Consider the following 20,325-nt stretch of genomic DNA (forward strand, 5'->3'; position numbering starts at 1 on the left):
GGGCGTTTACCTCAGGGGAAGCTCAAACCGTCCGATCGTTGCCATCTCGTGTCCGGTCTCCGGGGCTCCAATGCCCTCGGAACGCCGCTGCGGCCGGGCCCAGTGGGTCTGCCGGCCCCGGGCCCGGCCACAGCGGCGGACGAAAAACAAAAAAATTCCCCGTGGAATCCTTGCGGATCCACGGGGAATTCGATGGTGTCCGAGGGGGGACTTGAACCCCCACGCCCGATAAAGGGCACTAGCACCTCAAGCTAGCGCGTCTGCCATTCCGCCACCCGGACGGGGTGTGTGCTTCGGGGTTTTTCTCGCCCCTCGGCGACAGAGAGAACATTACCAGGGTTCTGGAGTGCTTCTCACCTGCGTTTCCCCGGCGGGGACCCCGGCCCGGCGTCGCTGGCGCGGTCCCCGCCGGCCACGGCCCGGCGACAGCACCGGCGACGGCCCGGCGACAGCACCGGCGACGGCCCGACCGCGGCCTGACGGCGAAGCCTCACCCGGCCGCACGATCACCGGCCGAAGCGGTGGCGAGGGCGAAGGAACCGGTCCGATCGCGACGTCCCGCCGATCGGGACCGGTCGACACCGATCCGACACGGGCAACTTCTCGACGGTGCCGCGCTCCCCGTGGCGGCTCTCCTAGCCTCTGTGGACCGAGGGCGCCAGCGGAACGCCTGATTCCCGGGTCGCGGACGAAGGGCGGCTGGACGTGGAGCAGATCAGCGGGGCGGCGAAGGCCGAGCCGAGACGGGACCGGGCCCTGCACGGGCCCGTCCGCCCGGCGCCGGAGCCGGCCGAGGGCGTCTGGCGCTTCCCGGTGCCGGCCACGGAGTCCTCGGTGCCGCGCACCCGGCACGCGGTGCGCGACCGCCTCCTGGCCCAGGGCATGACCGGGGTGCGCTACCAGGAACTGGTGGACGACGTGCTGCTGATCGTCTCCGAGCTGGTCAGCAACGCCGTGACGCACGCCGCCGAGCTCTCGCCCGAGGTGACCACCGAGCTGGCGGTGCGCGACGGTTGGGTGCGGGTCTCGGTCGAGGACGGCGACCCGTACCGCCCGAAGGCGCTGGAGAGCGACACCGGCCGCACCGGGGGGCGCGGCCTGCTGCTGGTCAAGAGCGTGACCCTGCAGGCCGGCGGCGTGTGCGACGTGGAGCGGACGGGGGAGGGCGGAAAGGTCATCTGGGCCTCGCTGCCCGTCCCTCCGCTCCCTCCACGGCACGACGACTGCCCGTAACCGTCGGGGCCGCCACCGGGGCCCGTCGCCCGGGTCGCGATCACGCGCCACGACGGCGGCCCGCGCCAACGGAGCCGCCCCCGCCACCGGTCCCGTCCGGACTGTCCGGTCCCGTCCGGACTACCAGTCCCGTCCGGCGATCTCCCGGATCCCCGGCAGCGCCGCCTCGAAGACCGTCTCGAACCACACCGAGAACGGCCGCTCGGTCCGCAGCTCGCGCAGCTCCTGGGCGGTGACGAAGGCGTAGTCGTCCACCTCGTCCGGATCGGGGACGACCGGCGCCGTGACCAGGCCCACGAACAGGTGGTTCCACTCGCGCTCGATCAGCCCGGAGGCCTCGTCCGGCAGGTCGTAGCGCACCGTCCCGGCCTCGCACAGCAGCGCCGGCGCGACGCCCAGCTCCTCCGAGGTGCGGCGGGCGGCGGCGACGAACGGCGCCTCGTCCGGGTAGGGGTGGCCGCAGCAGGTGTTCGACCAGACGCCGGGGGAGTGGTACTTGCCGAGCGCGCGGCGCTGGAGGAGCAGCCGGCCCTGGCGGTCGAAGAGGAACACCGAGAAGGCCCGGTGCAGGCGCCCCGGCTGCTGGTGGGCCCAGAGCTTCTCGGCCGTGCCGATGGTGGCGCCATCGTCGTCGACGAGTTCCAGCAGGATCTCCGGACCGGTGCTCCCGGCGGTGCCCCCGGGGTCGGCCGTCACGTCGGTCTCCACGTCGAGACCGGTGTCGATCTCGGAGGTGAAGTGCGTCGGGCTGGTCGGCGGACTCTGGGGCATGGGGTGGCCTCTTTCGGGGAGCGGGAGCAACGGAAGCATCGGGTTGCGTCCGGTGCAGCGGGTGCATCGGACGCAGCGGGGGCCCCGGCGCCGGCGTCGGGCTCCAGTCTGCCGTATGGGTGGCGGTGGGCACGGGTCCCACGCACAACCTGGCGGATCATGACCCGCAGGGGGACTTTTCCGGGCGGAGAAGGACGTCAGACGGCCCCGGAAGGGTCATGGAGTTAGCAAGAGGGTTCGGAGTCGTTCGAGGCCCGTTCGGGCGCGCCAGGAGGCGCGCCCGACCTGTTCACGCCCGCGCCGGCGCGCTGCTCCGGCCGCCGTTCCCAGCCATCGTTCAGCCGCCTCCCAGGTCCCCGGCCGCGTTCGGGCCGGTCGCCCCGGTCGCCTACCATCACTAAGGACAAGGTGCCCGCATCTGCGCCGGCACCGGCGCGCCGATTGCGCGGCCCGGGCGACTCGTTCCGGCGCCCCGGCGCACCCGCGCACAGCACGACGGATCAGGAGACCCCCGCATGATCGGCCTCGTTCTGGCAGCCGGCGCCGGCCGCCGGTTGCGCCCGTACACCGACACCCTGCCCAAGGCGCTGGTGCCGGTCGACGGGGAGCGGACCGTCCTGGACCTCACCCTCGGCAACTTCGCCGAGGTCGGGCTGCGCGAGGCCGCGATCGTCGTCGGCTACCGCAAGGAGGCGGTGTACGACCGCAAGGACGCCCTGGAGAGCAAGTACGGCGTCAAGCTCCACCTGGTCGAGAACGACAAGGCCGAGGAGTGGAACAACGCCTACTCCCTGTGGTGCGCCCGCGACCTCTTCGCCGAGGGCCTGCTGCTCGCCAACGGCGACACCGTGCACCCGGCCTCCGTCCAGCGCACCATGCTGGAGGGCAACCGGCGCCTGGCCGAGGCCGGCGAGGCCCCGGGCATCCTGCTGGCCCTCGACACGGTGAAGAAGCTCGCCGACGAGGAGATGAAGGTCGTCGTCGACCCGGCCGCCGGCATGCGCCGCATCACCAAGCTGATGGACCCGGTCGAGGCGAGCGGCGAGTACATCGGTGTGACCGTGATCAACCCCTCCGCCGCCGCGGACCTCACCGACGCGCTGCGCGCCACCTACGAGCGCGACCCGCAGCTGTACTACGAGGACGGCTACCAGGAGATGGTCGACCGCGGCCTGCGGATCGACGTGCAGCCGATCGGCGAGGTGTCCTGGGTCGAGGTCGACAACCACGACGACCTGGCGAAGGCGCGGGAGATCGCGTGCCGGTACTGACCCGACTGGTCCCCTCGCCGCTGTTCGTCGAGGTCCGCCCGGGTGCGCTGGACGCGCTCGGCGGGATCCTCGCGGACCAGCGGCTGTCGGCCTCGGGCCGGATCGCGGTGGCGATCAGCAACGGCTCGGGCGCCGCGATGCGCGAGCGCCTGGAGCCGGCCCTGCCCGGCGCCGACTGGTTCAGCGTGGACGACGGCAGCCTGGACAGCGCGGTGCGCTTCGCCGAGGCGATGCGCGGCGGCCACTACGACGCGGTCGTGGGCCTTGGCGGCGGCAAGATCATCGACGCCGCCAAGTACGCCGCGGCGCGGGTCGGGCTGCCGCTGGTCGCGGTGGCCACCAACCTCGCGCACGACGGCATCTGTTCGCCGGTCTCCACGCTCGACAACGACGCCGGCCGGGGCTCCTACGGGGTGCCCAGCCCGATCGGCATCGTCGTCGACCTGGACGTGATCCGCCAGGCCCCGCCGCGCTTCGTGGCGGCCGGCATCGGCGACGTCGTCTCCAACATCTCCGCCTGTGCGGACTGGGAGCTGTCGCACGCGGTCACCGGCGAGCCGGTGGACGGGCTGGCCGTGGCGATGGCCCGCTCGGCGGGCGAGAACCTGCTGCGCCACCCCGGGAACCTGGCGGACCAGGACCTCCTGACGGCGCTCGCGGAAGCCCTGGTACTGTCCGGCATCGCGATGAACATCGCGGGCAGCACCCGGCCCTCGTCGGGTGCCTGTCACGAGATCTCGCATGCCCTGGACGTGCTGTATCCCAAGCGGTCCGCCCAGCACGGCGAACAGGTCGGCCTCGGCGCGGCGTTCGCCAGCTTCCTGCGGGGCGAGCGTGAGCTGACCGGTCTGATCGTGGAGCGCCTGGCGCGCCACGGACTGCCGGTGACCGCCGCTCAGATCGGCTTCACCGAGGCGGAGTTCACCGAGGCGGTGCACTACGCTCCGAACACCCGGCCGGGCCGCTTCACCATCCTCGAGCACCTCGACCTCTCCCCCTCAGCAATCAGGGACGCGTACGCCGACTATGTCCAAGCCGTCAACAGCTGACCCCTCCACCGCGGGCGCCGAGCGGCCCCCGGTGGACCTGACCCGCCGGCCCTCGATCGAGGAGCTGCGCGCGGTGATCCACCCGGAGGGCATGCTCCAGCGCCGCAGCGCCGAGCACTGGGCCGGGCGCCTGTACATGCGGAGCATCTCGCTGCGGGTCACGCGGGTGCTCTCGACCGTCACGGCGATCACGCCCAACGGCCTCACCTACCTGATGATGGTCACCGGCGTCCTGGCCGGTGCCGCGCTGGTGGTGCCGGGCCTGACCGGCGCCGTCCTGGGCGCCCTGCTGATCCAGCTGTACCTGCTGCTGGACTGCGTGGACGGCGAGGTGGCGCGCTGGCGCCGGCAGACCTCGCTCACCGGCGTCTACCTGGACCGGGTCGGCCACTACATGTCCGAGGCGGCGCTGCTGACCGGCCTCGGCCTGCGCGGCTGCGACCTCTTCCACCGGCAGGGCCCGGCGGCGCACTGGGAGTGGGCCTTCCTCGGCACGCTGGCCGCGCTCGGCGCGATCCTGATCAAGTCCGAGACGGACCTGGTGGACGTGGCCCGTGCCCGCAGCGGCCTGACGGCGGTCGAGGACAGCGCCTCGGTGCCGCGCTCCGCGGCCGTGGCCAAGGCCCGCCGCGCGGCCTCGCTCCTGAAGTTCCACCGCCTGGTGGGCGCGGTCGAGGCCTCGCTGTTCATCCTGGCCGCCGGCGTCGCCGACGCCGTCCACGGCGGTCTGTTCTTCACCCGGCTCGCCGTGGTCGTGCTGGCCGCGATCGCCATGCTGCAGACCGTCCTGCACCTGCTGAGCATCGTCCTTTCGAGCAGGCTCCGATGAACACTTCCGCGAACACTTCCGCGAACACCTCCACGAACACCTCCACGAACACCGCCGGGGCCGGCGCCGACGACTTCCGCCTCGGCGCCGTGATCATCACGATGGGCAACCGCCCGGCCGAGCTGAACGCCCTGATCGAGTCCGTCCGCGCCCAGGAGGGCCCGGCGGTCGAACTGGCCGTGGTGGCCAACGGCGCGCCGCTGCCCCCGCTGCCGGAGGGCGTGCGCAGCGTCGAGCTGCCGGAGAACCTCGGCATCCCCGGCGGGCGCAACGTCGGCATCGAGCTGTTCGGCCGCGACGGGCGGGACGTCGACGCCGTCCTGTTCCTGGACGACGACGGCCACCTGCCGCGCACCGACTCCGCCCGCCTGCTGCGCGAGGCCTTCACCGCCGACCCGGAGCTGGGCATCGTCTCGTTCCGGATCGCCGACCCCGACACCGGTGTCACCGCGCGCCGGCACGTGCCCCGGCTGCGCGCGAGCGACCCGTTGCGCTCCTCCCGGGTGACGACCTTCCTTGGCGGCGCGAGCGCCGTGCGCTGCACGGTGTTCGAGCAGGCCGGGCAGCTGCCCGCCGAGTTCTTCTACGCGCACGAGGAGACCGACCTCGCGTGGCGCGCGCTGGACGCCGGCTGGGCCATCGACTACCGGGCGGACGTGGTCCTGCACCACCCGACGACCTCGCCGGCCCGGCACGCCACGTACTTCCACAACGTGGCCCGGAACAGGGTTTGGCTCGCGCGACGGAACCTTCCGGCCCTGTTCGTGCCTCTCTATCTGGGAACCTGGTTCCTGCTGACCCTGGCCCGCCGCCCCTCCCCGGAGGCGCTGAAGGCCTGGTGGGGCGGGTTCCGGGCGGGCTGGCGCGAACCTTGCGGTCCGCGTCGCCCGATGCGATGGCGTACCGTTTGGCGATTGACCAGGCTGGGCCGCCCACCGATCATCTGATCTCATTTGATCGAGTGATCGATCGCTGCGGCCGGTGACCACACACCGGCCGGACTCCCCCGTGATCCCAGTGGATCCCCATCGGCGCAGGGCCGGCGGACCCCCGCCGACCGGCCGCCCCGACCGATCCCGCGTGAAGGACGAATGTGTCGACAGTGAGTGAACCCGTCAGCCTCTCAGCCCCGAGGGGGGCGGACGCGGGCCTGACCCCCAAGCAGCTTGCGGACAAGTACGGCCTGGCCGTGAGCGGCCGGCGGCCCGGCCTCTTCTCCTACACCAAGCAGCTCTGGGCCCGGCGCCACTTCATCTGGGCCTTCGCCACCGCCCGACTGGTGGCGCAGTACACCGATGCCAAGCTCGGCCAGCTGTGGCAGGTCGTGACGCCGCTGCTGAACTGCGCGGTGTTCTACCTGGTCTTCGGCGTGATCCTGAAGAGCAAGGACAACTTCCCGCCGAACACCTACATCGCGTGGCTGTGCATCGGCGTCTTCGTCTTCCAGTTCACCCAGAACGCGGTGCAGTCCGGCACCCGGGCGATCTCCGACAGCCTCGGGCTGATCCGCGCGCTGCACTTCCCGCGCGCCTGCCTGCCGATCGCCTTCACGGTGATCCAGCTGCAGCAGCTGCTGATCTCGATGGTGGTCCTGGTCGGCACCGTCCTGGCGGCCGGCATCACGCCGGGCCGCACCTGGCTGCTGATCATCCCGGCGCTGATCCTGCAGACGATGTTCAACACCGGCGTCTCCCTGATCTTCGCCCGCATCGGCGCCAAGACCAGTGACATCTCCCAGCTGATCCCGTTCGTGATGCGCGCCTGGATGTTCCTGTCCGGCGTGATGTTCAGCATCCAGGACAAGGTCAGCACCTGGCCCCACTACATCCAGACGATCATGGCCATCAACCCGGCCTCGGTCTACATGGACCTGCTGCGGCACGCCTTCGCGCCGATCATCTACAACCACCACCAGCCCGCGCACCAGACGATCCCGCCGCACCAGTGGGCGTACGGCATCGGCTGGGGCGTGGGGATGTTCATCGTCGGATACGTCTTCTTCTGGAAGGCCGAGGAGGAGTACGGCCGTGGCTGACGCAGACCTGAACAAGAGCGGCACCGTCCGGGACACCGACGTCGCCCGCGAGCCCACCGTCGTCGTCGACGACGTGCACATCGTCTACCGCGTGCACGGCGCCGGCTCCGGCAAGGGCAGCGCCACCTCGGCGCTCAGCCGCATCGTCAGCCGCAAGCGCTCGGCCGGCGTGCGCGAGGTGCACGCCGTGCGCGGCATCAGCTTCACCGCCTACAAGGGCGAGGCGGTCGGCCTGATCGGCTCGAACGGCTCCGGCAAGTCGACCATGCTGGCCGCCATCGCGGGCCTGCTGCCGACCGAGAAGGGCGGCATCTACACCAACGGCCAGCCCTCGCTGCTGGGCGTGAACGCGGCCCTGATGAACGAGCTCACCGGTGAGCGCAACGTCGTCCTCGGCTGCCTCGCGATGGGCATGCCGCCGGCCGAGGTCCGGCGCCGCTACCAGGACATCGTCGACTTCTCGGGGATCAACGAGAAGGGGGACTTCATCTCCCTGCCGATGCGCACCTACTCCTCCGGCATGGGCGCCCGCCTGCGGTTCTCCATCGCCGCGGCGAAGACCCACGACGTGCTGCTGATCGACGAGGCGCTGGCCACCGGCGACCAGGCCTTCCAGCAGCGCAGCAAGAAGCGGATCGAGGAGCTGCGCCAGTCGGCCGGTACGGTCTTCCTGGTCAGCCACGACAACAACTCGATCCGCGAGGTCTGCGAGCGGACCATCTGGATCGAGCACGGCGAGCTGGTCATGGACGGCCCGACCGACGAGGTCGTCGGCCGCTACGAGCGCGGCGAGCGTCCGTAGCACCCAAGCCGCGCGGGGGGGCCGGTTCCGGGGAGTTCCCGGGGCCGGCCCCCGCCGTGTGCCCGGCGCCGGTAGTCCGGGTGGCCCGCCCCCGGCGGGGTGAGCGCCCCGTGCGCCGGGCGGGGCGCTCTTCTGCGGCGCGGCCCGTGGTGTCAGGCTGTAAGCGCGGGGGGCGTGTGCCGGACGTGACGCCCATCCTCGGACGCGTGTCCGAGTCGGACCGGTGATGCCCATCGGTGTAGAACGGGGGAGTGACAGCAGTGTCGGCTTCGGCCCAGCCCAGCAACGAGCCCGTGGACCAGACCGCGGGGGCGACCCTGGAGAAGGCGAGCGCGGAGAACTTCCCGGTCGCCCCCTTCTTCCTGCCCGCCGCCTGGCGCGGCGACCTGATGGCGGTCTACGGCTTCGCCCGGCTGGTCGACGACGCGGGCGACGGCGACCTCGCCGACCCGGCCGGCGCCGCCCGCCTCCTCGGCGTCGACACCCCCCTCCCGGCGCCCGCCGCCACCCCTTCGGCCCAGTGCGGCCCGCCCGCTCCCGACGTGGTCGCCTTCCGGCTCGCCCTGCTCGACGGACTGGACCGCGACCTCGACCGGGTGTTCGAGACGGCGCTGCACCCGGGCGGCACCGACCGCCCCCGGCACCCGCTGATGTGCGCCCTCGTCCCGCTCGTCGACAGGCACGGACTGACCCCCGAGCCCTTCCGCCGCCTGATCGAGGCCAACCGGGTCGACCAGACCACCGCCCGCTACGCCACCTGGGACGACCTCGTCGGCTACTGCACGCTCTCCGCCGACCCGGTGGGCCGGCTGGTGCTCGCCATCGCCGGCGTCTCCACGCCCGAGCGGATCGGGCTCTCCGACGCGGTCTGCACCGCGCTCCAGGTGGTCGAACACCTCCAGGACGTCGCCGAGGACCTCGCCCGCGGCCGGATCTACCTGCCCGCCGAGGACCTGGAGCGCTTCGGCGTCACCGAGGCCGACCTGGCCGCGCCGAGCGCCGACGGCCCGGTCCGCGAGCTGATCGCCTTCGAGGCCGAGCGGGCCCGCACCCTGCTCGACCGCGGCGCGCCATTGGTAGGTACGGTTCGGGGGAGGCTTCGACTGCTCCTGGCGGGATTCACCGCAGGTGGCTACGCGGCCCTGGCGGCCGTCGAGGACGCCGGGTACGACGTGCTCGCCCAGCAGGCGAAGCCGGACAAGCGCCGCCTCGCAGCGAAGGCGGCGGCCATCTTCGCGAAGGGAAGGTGAACGCCCGCGTGGCGGCATCACCACTGGCGTCGGCCCAGGTCATGGCGGCCTACCGGTACTGCGAGGCAGTCACCGGGCTCCAGGCGCGCAACTTCAGCTACGGCATCCGGCTGCTGCCCGAGCCCAAACGGCTGGCCATGTCGGCCCTGTACGCCCTGGCCCGCCGGGTGGACGACATCGGCGACGGCGACCTGCCCGCCGACCGCAAGGCCGAGGCGCTGCTGCGCACCCGCGAACTGCTGGACGACGTCCGCGCCGGCAGGGTCGCCGAGGACGACACCGACCCGATCAAGGTCGCCCTCGCGGACGCGGCCCGGCGCTTCCCGATCCCGATCGGCGGCTTCGACGAGCTGATCGACGGCGTCGAGATGGACCTCAAGGGCGCCGAGTACCAGACGTACGAGGAGCTCAAGGTCTACTGCCGCTGCGTGGCCGGCGCGATCGGCCGGCTGTCGCTCGGCGTGTACGGCTGCGACGACCCCGAGCGCGGGGCGCACTACGCCGACACCCTCGGGCTCGCGCTCCAGCTCACCAACATCCTGCGCGACCTGCGCGAAGACGCGCTGAACGGCCGCACCTACCTGCCCACTGAGGACCTGGTCCGGTTCGGCTGCCAGGAGGGCTTCGCCCTGCCCAGGCCGCCGGCCGGCGCGGACTTCACCGGCCTGGTCGCCTTCGAGGCCGCCCGGGCGCAGGCCGCGTTCGAGGAGGGCCTGCGGCTGCTGCCGATGCTCGACCGCCGCAGCCGGGCCTGCACGGCCGCGATGGCCGGCATCTACCACCGGCTGCTCGGCCGGATCGCGGCCGACCCCGAGTCGGTGCTGCGCGGCCGGGTCTCGCTGCCGGGCTGGGAGAAGGCGTACGTGGCGCTTTCCGGGCTCGCCGGGGGGCGTTCTTGATTCTCGCCGCAGTTCTGTCACGCTGTGTCAGCGGGGAATCACGCATGGGTAGAGCCGCGTTGTCCACGACCGAGCCGACCACGGCAGCCGCCGCCGGGCGGTCCAGCGATCGCGAGGGGGAGGGCCGATGACCGGGCGAGCCGATGCCGCGCGCCCGGCCGCCGTGGTGGTCGGCGGCGGCCTGGCCGGGATCACCGCGGCCCTGCGCCTGGCCGAGGCCGGGCAGCAGGTCACCCTGGTGGAGGGACGGCCCCGGCTCGGCGGCCTCGCCTTCTCGTTCCGGCGCGGCGAGCTGACCGTCGACAACGGCCAGCACGTCTACCTGCGCTGCTGCACCGCCTACCGCGGCCTGCTCGACCGGCTCGGCGCCACCCGGCTCACCCACCTCCAGGAGCGGCTCGACGTCCCGGTGCTCTCCGTCACCGGCCCGGCCGACGCCCCCGTGCGCACCCTCGGCCGGCTGCGCCGGGCCGGCCTGCCGGTCCCGCTGCACCTGGCCGGCAGCCTCGCCCGCTACCCGCACCTCGGCCCGGCCGACCGCGCCCGGGTGGTCCGCGGCGCGCTCGCCCTCCAGCGCCTCGACCTGGCGGACCCGGCGCTGGACGGCACGTCCTTCGGGGCGTGGCTGCGCCGCCAGGGGCAGAACGATCGGACCCTCGCCGCCCTGTGGGACCTGGTCGGCGTCGCCACCCTGAACGCCTACGCGGACGACGTGTCGCTGGCCCTCGCGGCCATGGTGTTCAAGACCGGCCTGCTCTCCGACCCGGGCGCCTCCGACATCGGCGTCGCCGCCGTCCCGCTCGGCACCATCCACCACGACCGGGCGCTCGCCGAGCTGGAGCGCGCGGGCGTGACGGTGCTGCTGCGCGCCCGCGCGGCGGAGCTCAAGCCCGGCGCGCAGCAGCACGCCGTACGCCTGGAGGGCGGCGAGCTGCTCACCGCCGAGACCGTCGTCCTGGCCGGCGCCCAGGACAGCGCGGCCGCCCTGCTGCCGCCGGACGCGATCCCCGCACAGGAGCGCCTGGCCGGCTTCGGCACCTCACCGATCCTCAACGTCCACGTCGTCTACGACCGCAAGGTCCTGCGCCGCCCCTTCTTCGCGGCGCTCGACTCCCCGGTCCAGTGGGTCTTCGACCGCACCGACCACTCCGGACTGGCCGCCACGCCGCTCGGCCGCGAGCACCCCGGCGCCCAGTACCTGGCGCTCTCGCAGTCCGCCGTGCGGGACGAGATCGACCTGCCCGTCGCCGAACTGCGCGAGCGGTACCTCCCGGAGCTCGCCCGGCTGCTGCCCGCCGCGGCGGGCGCCGAGGTGGTGGACTTCTTCGTCACCCGCGAGCGCACCGCCACGTTCGACCCGGCCCCCGGCACCGCGGCGCTGCGCCCCTCGGCGGGCACCCGTGTGCCCGGCCTGCTGCTGGCCGGTTCGTGGACGGCCACGGGCTGGCCCGCCACGATGGAGGGCGCCGTGCGCAGCGGCCACGCCGCGGCCGACGAGGCGCTCGCCGCCGCCGGCGCCCGCCGCCCGGTGGACCGGGGCGACGGGAGGTGGCCGAGGTGACCAGCGGCCCCGTCGCCGGCGACCCCGCGAGAGCCGGCGCCCGTCCCCCCGGACGCGCCGGGCACCCCGGGCGCGCCGACATCGCAAGCATCCGGCCGGCCCGCGCGGTCCGGCACCACCAGGGAGAGGGAACGCACGTGGAGTCACGCACCGGCACCGCCGTTGGAGGCACGGCGCACGCCGAACCGGTCTCGGTGCCGGAGCTGCTGGCCCGCAGCCGCACGCTGTGCACCCCGCCGCTGCGCGCCGCCGTCGCCCGTTTGGCCGCACCGATGGACACCGTCGCGGCGTACCACTTCGGCTGGATCGACCGGGACGGTACGGCCGTGAAGGGGGACGGCGGCAAGGCCGTGCGCCCGGCGCTGGCCCTGCTGTCCGCCCAGGCGGCGGGCGCGTCGGCCGAGGTGGGAGTACCCGGCGGGGTCGCCGTTGAACTGGTACACAACTTCTCCCTGCTCCATGATGATCTGATGGACGGTGACGAGACCCGGCGCCACCGGGCGACTGCCTGGACGGTCTTCGGCCCGGCCCAGGCGATCCTGGTCGGCGACGCCCTGGCGACGCTCGGGACGGAGGTGCTGCTCGACGCCGGCGCGGCCGGTCCGGCGAGCTCCGCCGACGCCGCGCGCGCCGTCCGGCTGCTCACCACCGCCACCCGCCGGCTCATCGACGGACAGGCGATGGACGTCGCCTTCGAGCAGCGCGACAGCGTCACCGTCGCCGAGTGCCTGGAGATGGAGGGCGGCAAGACCGCCGCCCTGCTCGCCGCCGCCTCCGCGATCGGCGCCGTGCTGGCCGGGGCCGACGACGAGGTCTCCGGCTCGCTCCAGCGCTACGGCCACCACCTGGGCCTGGCCTTCCAGGCGGTGGACGACCTGCTCGGCATCTGGGGCGCCACCGAGGTCACCGGCAAGCCGCACTGGGGCGACCTGCGCCAGCGCAAGAAGTCCCTGCCGGTCGCCGCCGCCCTCGCCGAGGGCGGCGCCGCGTCGCGCCGCCTCGCCGAGCAGCTGGCCGACCCCTCGGGCCGCGGGGAGGAGAGCGAGCCCGAGCTCGCCGCCCGGGCCGCGCTGATCGAGCAGGCCGGCGGCCGTGCCTGGACCCAGGAGGAGGCCCGCCGCCAGCACACGACCGCCCTCGCCGCCCTCGACGAGGTGCCCATGTCCGACCCGGTGCGCGAGCACTTCGTCGCACTCGCCGAATTCGTGGTGGTACGAGAGAGGTGACGTTACGTTGACAGCAACCGCGGACGGCCGGCTCGACCCTGAGTACGATCCTGAGCCGGTCGCGGTGGGCGACCGCCCCCCGGCCCTGCTGGGCACCGGACTGTGGCGGCCCGAGGACCCCGCCCCGCCCCCACCGGGCGGGGAGGCGGCCCCCGGTCCGGCCGACGCCCGGGACGCGCTGGCCCGGGCCACCGCCCACCTGCTCTCGCTGCAGAGTCCGGACGGCTGGTGGAAGGGCGATCTGGAGACCAACGTCACCATGGACGCCGAGGACCTACTGCTCCGGCAGTTCCTCGGGATCCGCACCGAGGAACAGACCGCGGCCACCGCCGACTGGATCCGCTCCCAGCAGCGGGAGGACGGCACCTGGGCCACCTTCCACGGCGGGCCGCCCGAACTGTCCACGACCGTCGAGGCGTACGTCGCCCTCAAACTCGCCGGCGACGACCCGGACGCGCCGCACATGCGGGCCGCCGCGCGCTACGTCCGCTCCGCCGGGGGCATCGCCGCCGCCCGGGTCTTCACCCGGATCTGGCTCGCGCTCTTCGGCTGGTGGCCCTGGGAACGGCTGCCCGAGATGCCGCCCGAGATCATCTTCCTGCCCCGCTGGCTGCCGCTGAACATCTACGCCTTCGGCTGCTGGGCCCGCCAGACCATCGTCCCGCTGACCGTCGTCTCGGCCCACCGCCCGGTCCGCCCGGCGCCCTTCGCGCTCACCGAGCTGCACACCGACCCCGCGGACCCCTTCCCCGACCGGCCGCTCGCCCCCGCCACCAGCTGGGACGGCCTCTTCGAGCGTCTCGACAAGGTCCTGCACGCCTACCACCACCGCGCGGTGCGCCCGCTGCGCAAGCACGCCATCGCCCAGGCCTGCCGCTGGATCGTCGAGCGGCAGGAGGCCGACGGCTGCTGGGGCGGCATCCAGCCGCCCGCCGTCTACTCGCTGATCGCCCTGCACCTGGAGGGCTACGAGCTGGAGCACCCGGTGATGCAGGCCGGGCTCACCGCCTTCGACCGCTTCACCGTGCACACCGAGGACGGCATGCGCTGGCTGGAGGCCTGCCAGTCCCCCGTCTGGGACACCTGCCTGGCCACCATCGCCCTGGTCGACGCCGGTCTGCCGGCCGACCACCCGGCGCTGGTGACCGCCGTCGACTGGATGCTCGGCGAGGAGATCCGCAAGCGCGGCGACTGGAGCGTGCGGCGGCCCTCGCTGGAGGCGGGCGGCTGGGCGTTCGAGTTCGAGAACGACACCTACCCCGACATCGACGACACCGCCGAGGTGGTGCTCGCGCTGCGCCGTGTCGCCCACCCCGATCCGGCGAAGGTCGACGGGGCGGTGGAGCGGGGGGTGCGCTGGAACCTCGGCATGCAGTCCAAGAACGGCGCCTGGGGCGCCTTCGACGTCGACAACACCAGCACGCTGCCGAACAAGCTGCCGTTCTGCGACTTCGGCGAGGTGGTCGACCCGCCGTCCGCCGACGTCACCGCGCACGTCGTCGAGATGCTCGCCGAGGTCGGCCAGGCGCGGGACCCGCGCACCCGGCGCGGCGTGGAGTGGCTGCTGCGCAACCAGGAGGCCGACGGCTCCTGGTTCGGCCGCTGGGGCACCAACTACATCTACGGCACCGGCTCGGTGGTGCCCGCCCTCGTCGCGGCCGGCGTGCCGGACGAGCACCCGGCGATCCGCCGGGCCGTCCGCTGGCTGGAGGACCGTCAGAACGCCGACGGCGGCTGGGGCGAGGACATGCGCTCCTACGAGGACCCGGCGCGCTGGGCCGGGCGCGGTGACTCGACCGCCTCGCAGACCGCCTGGGCGCTGATGGCGCTGCTCGCGGCCGGCGAGGGCCCCGACCGCCGGGCCAACCCGGCGGTGGAGCGCGGGGTCGACTGGCTGGTGCGCACCCAGCTGCCCGAGGGCACCTGGGACGAGCCGCAGTTCACCGGCACCGGATTCCCATGGGACTTCTCCATCAACTACCACCTGTACCGGCTGGTCTTCCCCGTCACCGCCCTCGGCCGCTACCTGGGCGGCGGTCCGGCGGTCCTGCGGGAGGGCGCCGGCCCGGTGATCGGGGTGTCCCGGTGACCACTCCGCCCCTGCTGGTGCTCTGCGCGCTCGGCCCCGAGGTCTGGGCCCTGCGCGGCGGGGACTGGCGCGGCTCGGCGGGCGGGCCGCCGGTGCTGTTGCGCACCGGGGTGGGCCGGCGGCGGGCCGGCCACGCGGTGCGCCGGGTGCTCGGCTCCGCCCCGGGCGGCTACGGCGCGGTCGTGGTGGCCGGCTTCGGCGCGGCCGTCGGCCCCGGGATCGCCCCGGGAGACGTCGTCGTCGCCGACGGCGTGCGCAACGCGGAGGGCAACCTGTTCACCGTCCGCTCGGCCGCCGACCTCGCCCGGGCGCTCAAGGAGCACGGGCTGGCCGTGCACACCGGGGTGCACCACACCGCCGACCACGTCGTCCGCGGCCTCGAACGACGGGCCCTGCACCTCCAGGGCGCGCTCGCCGTCGACATGGAGGCCGCCGCCGTCCTCGCCGCGCTGCACGAGCTGCGGCCCGCGCTGCCCGCGGCCGTCCTGCGGGTGGTCGTGGACACCCCCGAGCGGGAGCTGCTGCGGCCCGGGACGCTCCCCGCGGGGGTGCGCGCCTGGCGGACGCTGCGCGCGACCGTTCCCGCGCTCGTCGACTGGTACCGGCAGGACCTCCCGGACCGCAGGGAACCGCACCACCCCACATCCTCGACGCTCCCCCAGGAGGCGAGCTAGCCATGGCCATGCCGTTGCGCCAGACCGTGCGGGTCGGCACCTACCTCATGCAGCAGAAGCTGCTCAAACGGCGGGACAAGTTCCCGCTGATCGTCGAGCTGGAACCGCTCTTCGCGTGCAACCTCGCGTGCGAGGGCTGCGGCAAGATCCAGCACCCGGCGGGCGTGCTGAAGCAGCGGATGCCGGTCGCCCAGGCGGTCGGCGCGGTGCTGGAGTCCGGGGCGCCGATGGTCTCGATCGCCGGCGGCGAACCGCTGATGCACCCGCAGATCGACGAGATCGTCCGCCAGCTGGTGGAGCGCCGCAAGTACGTGTTCCTGTGCACCAACGCGCTGCTGCTGCGCAAGAAGATCGACAAGTTCCGGCCCTCGCCCTACTTCACCTTCGCCGTGCACATCGACGGCATGCGCGAGCGGCACGACGAGTCGGTGGCCAAGGAGGGCACCTTCGACGAGGCGGTGGCGGCGATCAAGGAGGCCAAGCGGCGCGGCTTCCGGGTCACCACCAACAGCACCTTCTTCAACACCGACACCCCGCAGACCGTCATCGAGGTGCTGGACTACCTCAACGACGAGCTCAAGGTCGACGAGATGATGATCTCCCCGGCCTACGCCTACGAGAAGGCCCCCGACCAGGAGCACTTCCTCGGCGTCACCCAGACCCGCGAGCTGTTCCGCAAGGCCTTCGCCGGCGGCAACCGCCAGCGCTGGCGTCTCAACCACAGTCCGCTCTTCCTGGACTTCCTGGAGGGCAAGAAGGACTTCGAGTGCACGCCGTGGGGCATCCCCAACTACTCGCTCTTCGGCTGGCAGCGGCCCTGCTACCTGATGGCCGACGGGTACGTGCCCACCTACCGCGAGCTGGTCGAGAAGACCGACTGGAGTAAGTACGGCCGCGGCAAGGACCCGCGCTGCGAGAACTGCATGGCCCACTGCGGCTACGAGCCGACGGCGGTGCTCGCCACCATGGGCTCGCTCAAGGAATCGCTGCGCGCGATCACCGAGACCGTCAGCGCCAACCGCGGCCGCTGACCGGAGCCGCTCCGGCGGACCAGGTCTCTCCAGACCGGCCCGGGCGCCGTGCCCGGGCCGGCCCAGCCCCACGGGGGCGAAGGCACCACCGCACCACTCGAGTCGTGAGGTGTACCCATGTCACTGCTCTCCAGCGTCACGTCCCCGGCCGACCTGCGAAAGCTCCCCGCCGCCGAACTGCCGCTGCTCGCCGACGAGATCCGCGACTTCCTGATCGACGCCGTCACCCGGACCGGCGGGCACCTCGGCCCGAACCTCGGCGTGGTGGAGCTGACCATCGCCCTGCACCGGGTCTTCGACTCCCCGTACGACCGGATCGTCTTCGACACCGGGCACCAGAGCTACGTCCACAAGCTCCTCACCGGGCGCCAGGACTTCAGCCGGCTGCGGATGAAGGGAGGCCTGTCCGGCTACCCGTCGCGCGCCGAGTCCGAGCACGACATCGTCGAGAACTCGCACGCCTCGACCGCCCTCTCCTACGCCGACGGCCTGGCCAAGGCCGCCCAGCTGCTCGGCCAGCACGACCGGCACACCGTCGCCGTCATCGGCGACGGCGCGCTCACCGGCGGCCTCGCCTGGGAGGCGCTCAACAACATCGCCGACGCGAAGGACCGGCCGCTCGTCATCGTCGTCAACGACAACGAGCGCTCCTACGCGAAGACGATCGGCGGCCTCGCCCACCACCTCGCCACCCTGCGCACCACCCAGGGCTACGAGCGCTTCCTCGCCCTCGGCAAGGGTGCGCTGCAGCGCACCCCGCTGGTCGGCCAGCCGATCTTCGACGCGCTGCACGGCGCCAAGAAGGGGTTCAAGGACGCCTTCGCCCCGCAGGGCATGTTCGAGGACCTCGGGCTCAAGTACCTCGGCCCGATCGACGGCCACGACCTCGGCGCCGTCGAACAGGCGCTGCGCCAGGCCCGGGGCTTCGGCGGCCCGGTCATCGTGCACTGCCTGACCGTCAAGGGACGCGGCTACCGGCCCGCCGAACAGGACGAGGCCGACCGCTTCCACGCCGTCAACCCGATCGACCCCTACACCTGCCTGCCGATCTCGCCCAGCGGCGGCGTCTCGTGGACCTCGGTGTTCGGCGAGGAGATGGTCGCGCTCGGCGCCGAGCGGCCCGACGTCGTGGCGATCACCGCGGCGATGCTCCAGCCGGTCGGGCTGGAACGGTTCGCCAAGGCCCACCCCGAGCGCACCTTCGACGTCGGCATCGCCGAGCAGCACGCCGTCACCAGCGCCGCCGGGCTCGCCACCGGCGGGCTGCACCCCGTCGTCGCCGTCTACGCGACCTTCCTCAACCGCGCCTTCGACCAGGTCCTGATGGACGTCGCCCTGCACCGGCTCGGCGTCACCTTCGTCCTCGACCGCTCCGGGGTGACCGGGCCGGACGGCGCCTCGCACAACGGCATGTGGGACATGTCGATCCTCCAGGTCGTGCCGGGCCTGCGGCTCGCCGCCCCGCGCGACGCCGACCAGCTGCGCGCCCAGCTGCGCGAGGCCGTCGACGTCGCCGACGCCCCCACCGTCGTGCGCTTCCCCAAGGCGACCATCGGTCCCGCCGTCCCGGCCGTCGAACGCGTCGGCGGCGTGGACGTGCTGCTGCGCACCGGCGACCTGCCCGAGATCCTCCTGGTCGCCGTCGGCACCACCGCGCCGGCCTGCCTGGACGCCGCCCGGCTGCTGATCGCCGAGGGCTTCACCGCGACCGTCGTCGACCCGCGGTGGGTCAAGCCCGTCGACCCGGCTCTGCCCGGACTCGCCGCCGCCCACCGGCTCGTGGTCACCGTCGAGGACAACGGACGCACCGGGGGCGTGGGAGCCGCCGTCGCCCAGGCGCTGCGCGACGCCGACGTCGACGTCCCGGTGCGGGTGCTCGGCCTGCCCCAGGAGTTCCTCGGCCACGCCGCCCGCGGCGAGGTCCTGGAGGAGGCCGGACTGACCGGCACCGGGGTCGCGGCCCAGACCGCCGTCTTCGCCAAGAACCTGCTACCGACCAGAGGAGCGAACCCGCGCCATGCCGGCTGACCCCGACCGCACCGCCTTCGACCTCGCCGCCCTGATCGCCGAGCGCGGCGGCGAGCGGTACGAGCTGCACGGCCGCTACCTCAACCCGCAGCTGCCGCGGATGCTCCACACCATCGGCTTCGACAAGTACTACGAGCGCGCGCAGGGCCCGTACTTCTACGACGCCGAGGGCAACGAGTACCTCGACATGCTGGCCGGCTTCGGCATCTTCGCCCTCGGGCGCCACCACCCCGTGGTGCGCTCGGCGGTCCAGCAGGTCATGGACCTCGACCTGCCCGACCTCGTGCGCTTCGACTGCCCGCCGCTGCCGGGGCTGCTGGCCGAGCGGCTGCTCTCGTACGCGCCGGGGCTGGACCGGGTGTTCTTCGGCAACAGCGGCACCGAGGCGGTCGAGACCGCGCTGAAGTTCGCCCGCTACGCCACCGGCCGCAAGCGGATCCTCTACGCCGACCACGCCTTCCACGGGCTCACCGCCGGCTCGCTCTCCGTCAACGGGGAGACCGGCTTCCGCAAGGGTTTCGACCCGCTGCTGCCCGACACCGCCATCCCGCTCGGCGACCTCGGCGCGCTGGCCAAGGAGCTGAAGCGCGGCGACGTCGCGGCGCTGATCGTCGAGCCGATCCAGGGCAAGGGCGTCCTCGCGCCCCCGCCCGGCTGGCTGCGCGCGGCCCAGGACCTGCTGCACGAGCACAAGGCGCTGCTGATCTGCGACGAGGTGCAGACCGGGATCGGCCGCACCGGGAAGTTCTTCGCCTACCAGCACGAGGAGGGCGTGCTGCCCGACCTGGTCTGCGCGGCCAAGGCGCTGTCCGGCGGGTACGTGCCGGTCGGGGCGACGCTCGGCAAGGGCTGGATCTTCGAGAAGGTGTACTCCTCGATGGACCGCGTGCTCGTCCACTCGGCCAGCTTCGGCTCCAACGCCCAGGCGATGGCGGCCGGGCTCGCGACCCTGGAGGTCATGCGCGAGGAGAAGGTGGTCGAGAACGCCCGGCAGGTCGGCGACCACTTCCGGGAGCGGCTCGCCGCGCTCGTCGACAAGTACGAGCTGCTGGCCGAGGTGCGCGGCAAGGGGCTGATGATCGGCATCGAGTTCGGCCGGCCCAGGTCGCTCAAGCTGCGCACCGGGTGGACCGCGCTCCAGGCGGCCCGCAAGGGGCTGTTCGCCCAGATGGTGGTCGTGCCGCTGCTCCAGCGCCACCGGATCCTGACCCAGGTGTCCGGGGACCACCTGGAGGTGATCAAGCTGATCCCGCCGCTGATCATCACCGAGCGGGACGTCGACCGGTTCGTCACGGCGTTCACCGACGTCATGGACGACGCGCACCGGGGGAGCGGCCTGATGTGGGACTTCGGGCGGACGCTGGTGAAGCAGGCGGTCGGCAACCGCTGAGCTCCCCGGCGAGCGGCGAGCGGCGAGCGGGAAGCGGGAAGCGGGAAGCGGGAAGCGGGGGGGCGGGCGGGGCGGGGTCCCCCCCCCGGGGGGGGCCCCGGGGGGGGGGGGGGGGGCGCGCGCCCGGTGGGCCCGCCCGCGAAGACCGCCGCGCCCCGCGGGGGGCGGGCCCACCCGCGCCCCCACG

General features: G+C 73.3%; 17 protein-coding genes and 1 tRNA gene. 16 read left to right on the forward strand and 2 right to left on the reverse strand.

The features are described from left to right. Nucleotides 1-193: 193 nt before the first annotated feature. Nucleotides 194-281 (reverse strand) — tRNA-Leu (locus AB0C76_RS01830). Nucleotides 282-756: 475 nt separating this feature from the next. Between AB0C76_RS01830 and AB0C76_RS01835 the strand changes: the two genes are divergently transcribed. Continuing rightward, entirely contained in the window at nucleotides 757-1,233 is a 477-nt protein-coding gene (locus AB0C76_RS01835; RefSeq protein ID WP_359958108.1) for an ATP-binding protein, read from the forward strand. Nucleotides 1,234-1,353: 120 nt separating this feature from the next. On the opposite strand, the gene idi is transcribed toward AB0C76_RS01835, so the two are convergent. After that, nucleotides 1,354-2,004, reverse strand: coding sequence for an isopentenyl-diphosphate Delta-isomerase (gene idi / locus AB0C76_RS01840; protein WP_359958015.1), 651 nt, complete (start codon nucleotides 2,002-2,004; stop codon nucleotides 1,354-1,356). A gap of 515 nt (nucleotides 2,005-2,519) precedes the next feature. Between idi and AB0C76_RS01845 the strand changes: the two genes are divergently transcribed. The 15 genes from AB0C76_RS01845 to AB0C76_RS01915 all read left to right on the forward strand — a co-directional run bounded on the left by AB0C76_RS01845 (nucleotide 2,520) and on the right by AB0C76_RS01915 (nucleotide 20,138). Next, nucleotides 2,520-3,275, forward strand: coding sequence for a phosphocholine cytidylyltransferase family protein (locus AB0C76_RS01845; RefSeq protein WP_359958017.1), 756 nt, complete (start codon nucleotides 2,520-2,522; stop codon nucleotides 3,273-3,275). Beyond that, nucleotides 3,263-4,324 carry an iron-containing alcohol dehydrogenase family protein gene (locus tag AB0C76_RS01850; RefSeq protein ID WP_359958020.1) on the forward strand — a complete coding sequence of 354 codons (1,062 nt, stop codon included), beginning with the start codon at nucleotides 3,263-3,265 and terminating at the stop codon, nucleotides 4,322-4,324. Before AB0C76_RS01845 ends, AB0C76_RS01850 begins: the two co-directional genes overlap by 13 nt. A 91-nt stretch (nucleotides 4,325-4,415) precedes the next feature. Beyond that, nucleotides 4,416-5,153, forward strand: coding sequence for a CDP-alcohol phosphatidyltransferase family protein (locus AB0C76_RS01855; RefSeq protein WP_359958111.1), 738 nt, complete (start codon nucleotides 4,416-4,418; stop codon nucleotides 5,151-5,153). Between the two features lie 101 nt (nucleotides 5,154-5,254). Then, a complete protein-coding gene (locus tag AB0C76_RS01860) occupies nucleotides 5,255-6,100 on the forward strand; it encodes a glycosyltransferase (protein ID WP_359958114.1) in 846 nt (281 codons plus the stop codon). Between the two features lie 146 nt (nucleotides 6,101-6,246). Further along, a complete protein-coding gene (locus AB0C76_RS01865; protein WP_359958022.1) occupies nucleotides 6,247-7,188 on the forward strand; it encodes an ABC transporter permease in 942 nt (313 codons plus the stop codon). Continuing rightward, nucleotides 7,181-7,990, forward strand: a complete 810-nt coding sequence (locus tag AB0C76_RS01870; protein WP_359958024.1) for an ABC transporter ATP-binding protein — start codon at nucleotides 7,181-7,183, stop codon at nucleotides 7,988-7,990. The genes AB0C76_RS01865 and AB0C76_RS01870 overlap by 8 nt, the downstream gene beginning before the upstream one ends. Nucleotides 7,991-8,283: 293 nt before the next feature. Further along, nucleotides 8,284-9,240, forward strand: a complete 957-nt coding sequence (gene hpnC, locus AB0C76_RS01875; protein WP_359958025.1) for a squalene synthase HpnC — start codon at nucleotides 8,284-8,286, stop codon at nucleotides 9,238-9,240. 41 nt (nucleotides 9,241-9,281) lie between these two features. After that, a complete protein-coding gene (gene hpnD, locus AB0C76_RS01880) occupies nucleotides 9,282-10,139 on the forward strand; it encodes a presqualene diphosphate synthase HpnD (RefSeq protein WP_359958117.1) in 858 nt (285 codons plus the stop codon). A 127-nt stretch (nucleotides 10,140-10,266) separates the two neighbouring features. After that, a complete protein-coding gene (gene hpnE, locus AB0C76_RS01885) occupies nucleotides 10,267-11,700 on the forward strand; it encodes a hydroxysqualene dehydroxylase HpnE (protein WP_359958027.1) in 1,434 nt (477 codons plus the stop codon). Nucleotides 11,701-11,894: 194 nt separating this feature from the next. Beyond that, entirely contained in the window at nucleotides 11,895-12,926 is a 1,032-nt protein-coding gene (locus AB0C76_RS01890) for a polyprenyl synthetase family protein (protein WP_359958120.1), read from the forward strand. A 7-nt stretch (nucleotides 12,927-12,933) separates the two neighbouring features. Then, nucleotides 12,934-15,015, forward strand: a complete 2,082-nt coding sequence (gene shc, locus AB0C76_RS01895; RefSeq protein ID WP_359958030.1) for a squalene--hopene cyclase — start codon at nucleotides 12,934-12,936, stop codon at nucleotides 15,013-15,015. Continuing rightward, nucleotides 15,012-15,689 (forward strand): 1-hydroxy-2-methyl-2-butenyl 4-diphosphate reductase, encoded by a 678-nt coding sequence (locus tag AB0C76_RS01900; RefSeq protein WP_359958033.1) that lies wholly within the window; start codon nucleotides 15,012-15,014, stop codon nucleotides 15,687-15,689. Before shc ends, AB0C76_RS01900 begins: the two co-directional genes overlap by 4 nt. A 2-nt stretch (nucleotides 15,690-15,691) precedes the next feature. After that, complete coding sequence (hpnH, locus tag AB0C76_RS01905; RefSeq protein WP_359958036.1) at nucleotides 15,692-16,720, forward strand: adenosyl-hopene transferase HpnH; 1,029 nt, start codon at nucleotides 15,692-15,694, stop codon at nucleotides 16,718-16,720. 117 nt (nucleotides 16,721-16,837) lie between these two features. Further along, the gene (dxs, locus tag AB0C76_RS01910) at nucleotides 16,838-18,748 is read left to right on the forward strand and encodes a 1-deoxy-D-xylulose-5-phosphate synthase (protein WP_359958038.1); all 1,911 of its coding nucleotides are present in this window, start codon (nucleotides 16,838-16,840) and stop codon (nucleotides 18,746-18,748) included. Beyond that, nucleotides 18,738-20,138, forward strand: coding sequence for an aspartate aminotransferase family protein (locus tag AB0C76_RS01915; protein ID WP_359958041.1), 1,401 nt, complete (start codon nucleotides 18,738-18,740; stop codon nucleotides 20,136-20,138). Before dxs ends, AB0C76_RS01915 begins: the two co-directional genes overlap by 11 nt. The last annotated feature ends 187 nt before the right edge of the window (nucleotides 20,139-20,325 follow it).

This window comes from Kitasatospora sp. NPDC048722 (assembly GCF_040650235.1).
In the GTDB taxonomy this organism is placed as follows: domain Bacteria; phylum Actinomycetota; class Actinomycetes; order Streptomycetales; family Streptomycetaceae; genus Kitasatospora.

Excerpts from the sequence above, each read along its gene's own strand:
- AB0C76_RS01855 (WP_359958111.1), top strand. The coding sequence starts at position 4,416 with ATGCTCCAGCGCCGCAGCGCCGAGCACTGGGCCGGGCGCCTGTACATG.
- hpnD (WP_359958117.1), top strand. The coding sequence starts at position 9,282 with ATGGCGGCCTACCGGTACTGCGAGGCAGTCACCGGGCTCCAGGCGCGC.
- idi (WP_359958015.1), bottom strand. The coding sequence starts at position 2,004 with ATGCCCCAGAGTCCGCCGACCAGCCCGACGCACTTCACCTCCGAGATC.
- AB0C76_RS01860 (WP_359958114.1), top strand. The coding sequence starts at position 5,255 with ATGGGCAACCGCCCGGCCGAGCTGAACGCCCTGATCGAGTCCGTCCGC.
- dxs (WP_359958038.1), top strand. The coding sequence starts at position 16,838 with ATGTCACTGCTCTCCAGCGTCACGTCCCCGGCCGACCTGCGAAAGCTC.
- AB0C76_RS01915 (WP_359958041.1), top strand. The coding sequence starts at position 18,738 with ATGCCGGCTGACCCCGACCGCACCGCCTTCGACCTCGCCGCCCTGATC.
- hpnH (WP_359958036.1), top strand. The coding sequence starts at position 15,692 with ATGGCCATGCCGTTGCGCCAGACCGTGCGGGTCGGCACCTACCTCATG.
- AB0C76_RS01845 (WP_359958017.1), top strand. The coding sequence starts at position 2,520 with ATGATCGGCCTCGTTCTGGCAGCCGGCGCCGGCCGCCGGTTGCGCCCG.
- hpnE (WP_359958027.1), top strand. The coding sequence starts at position 10,267 with ATGACCGGGCGAGCCGATGCCGCGCGCCCGGCCGCCGTGGTGGTCGGC.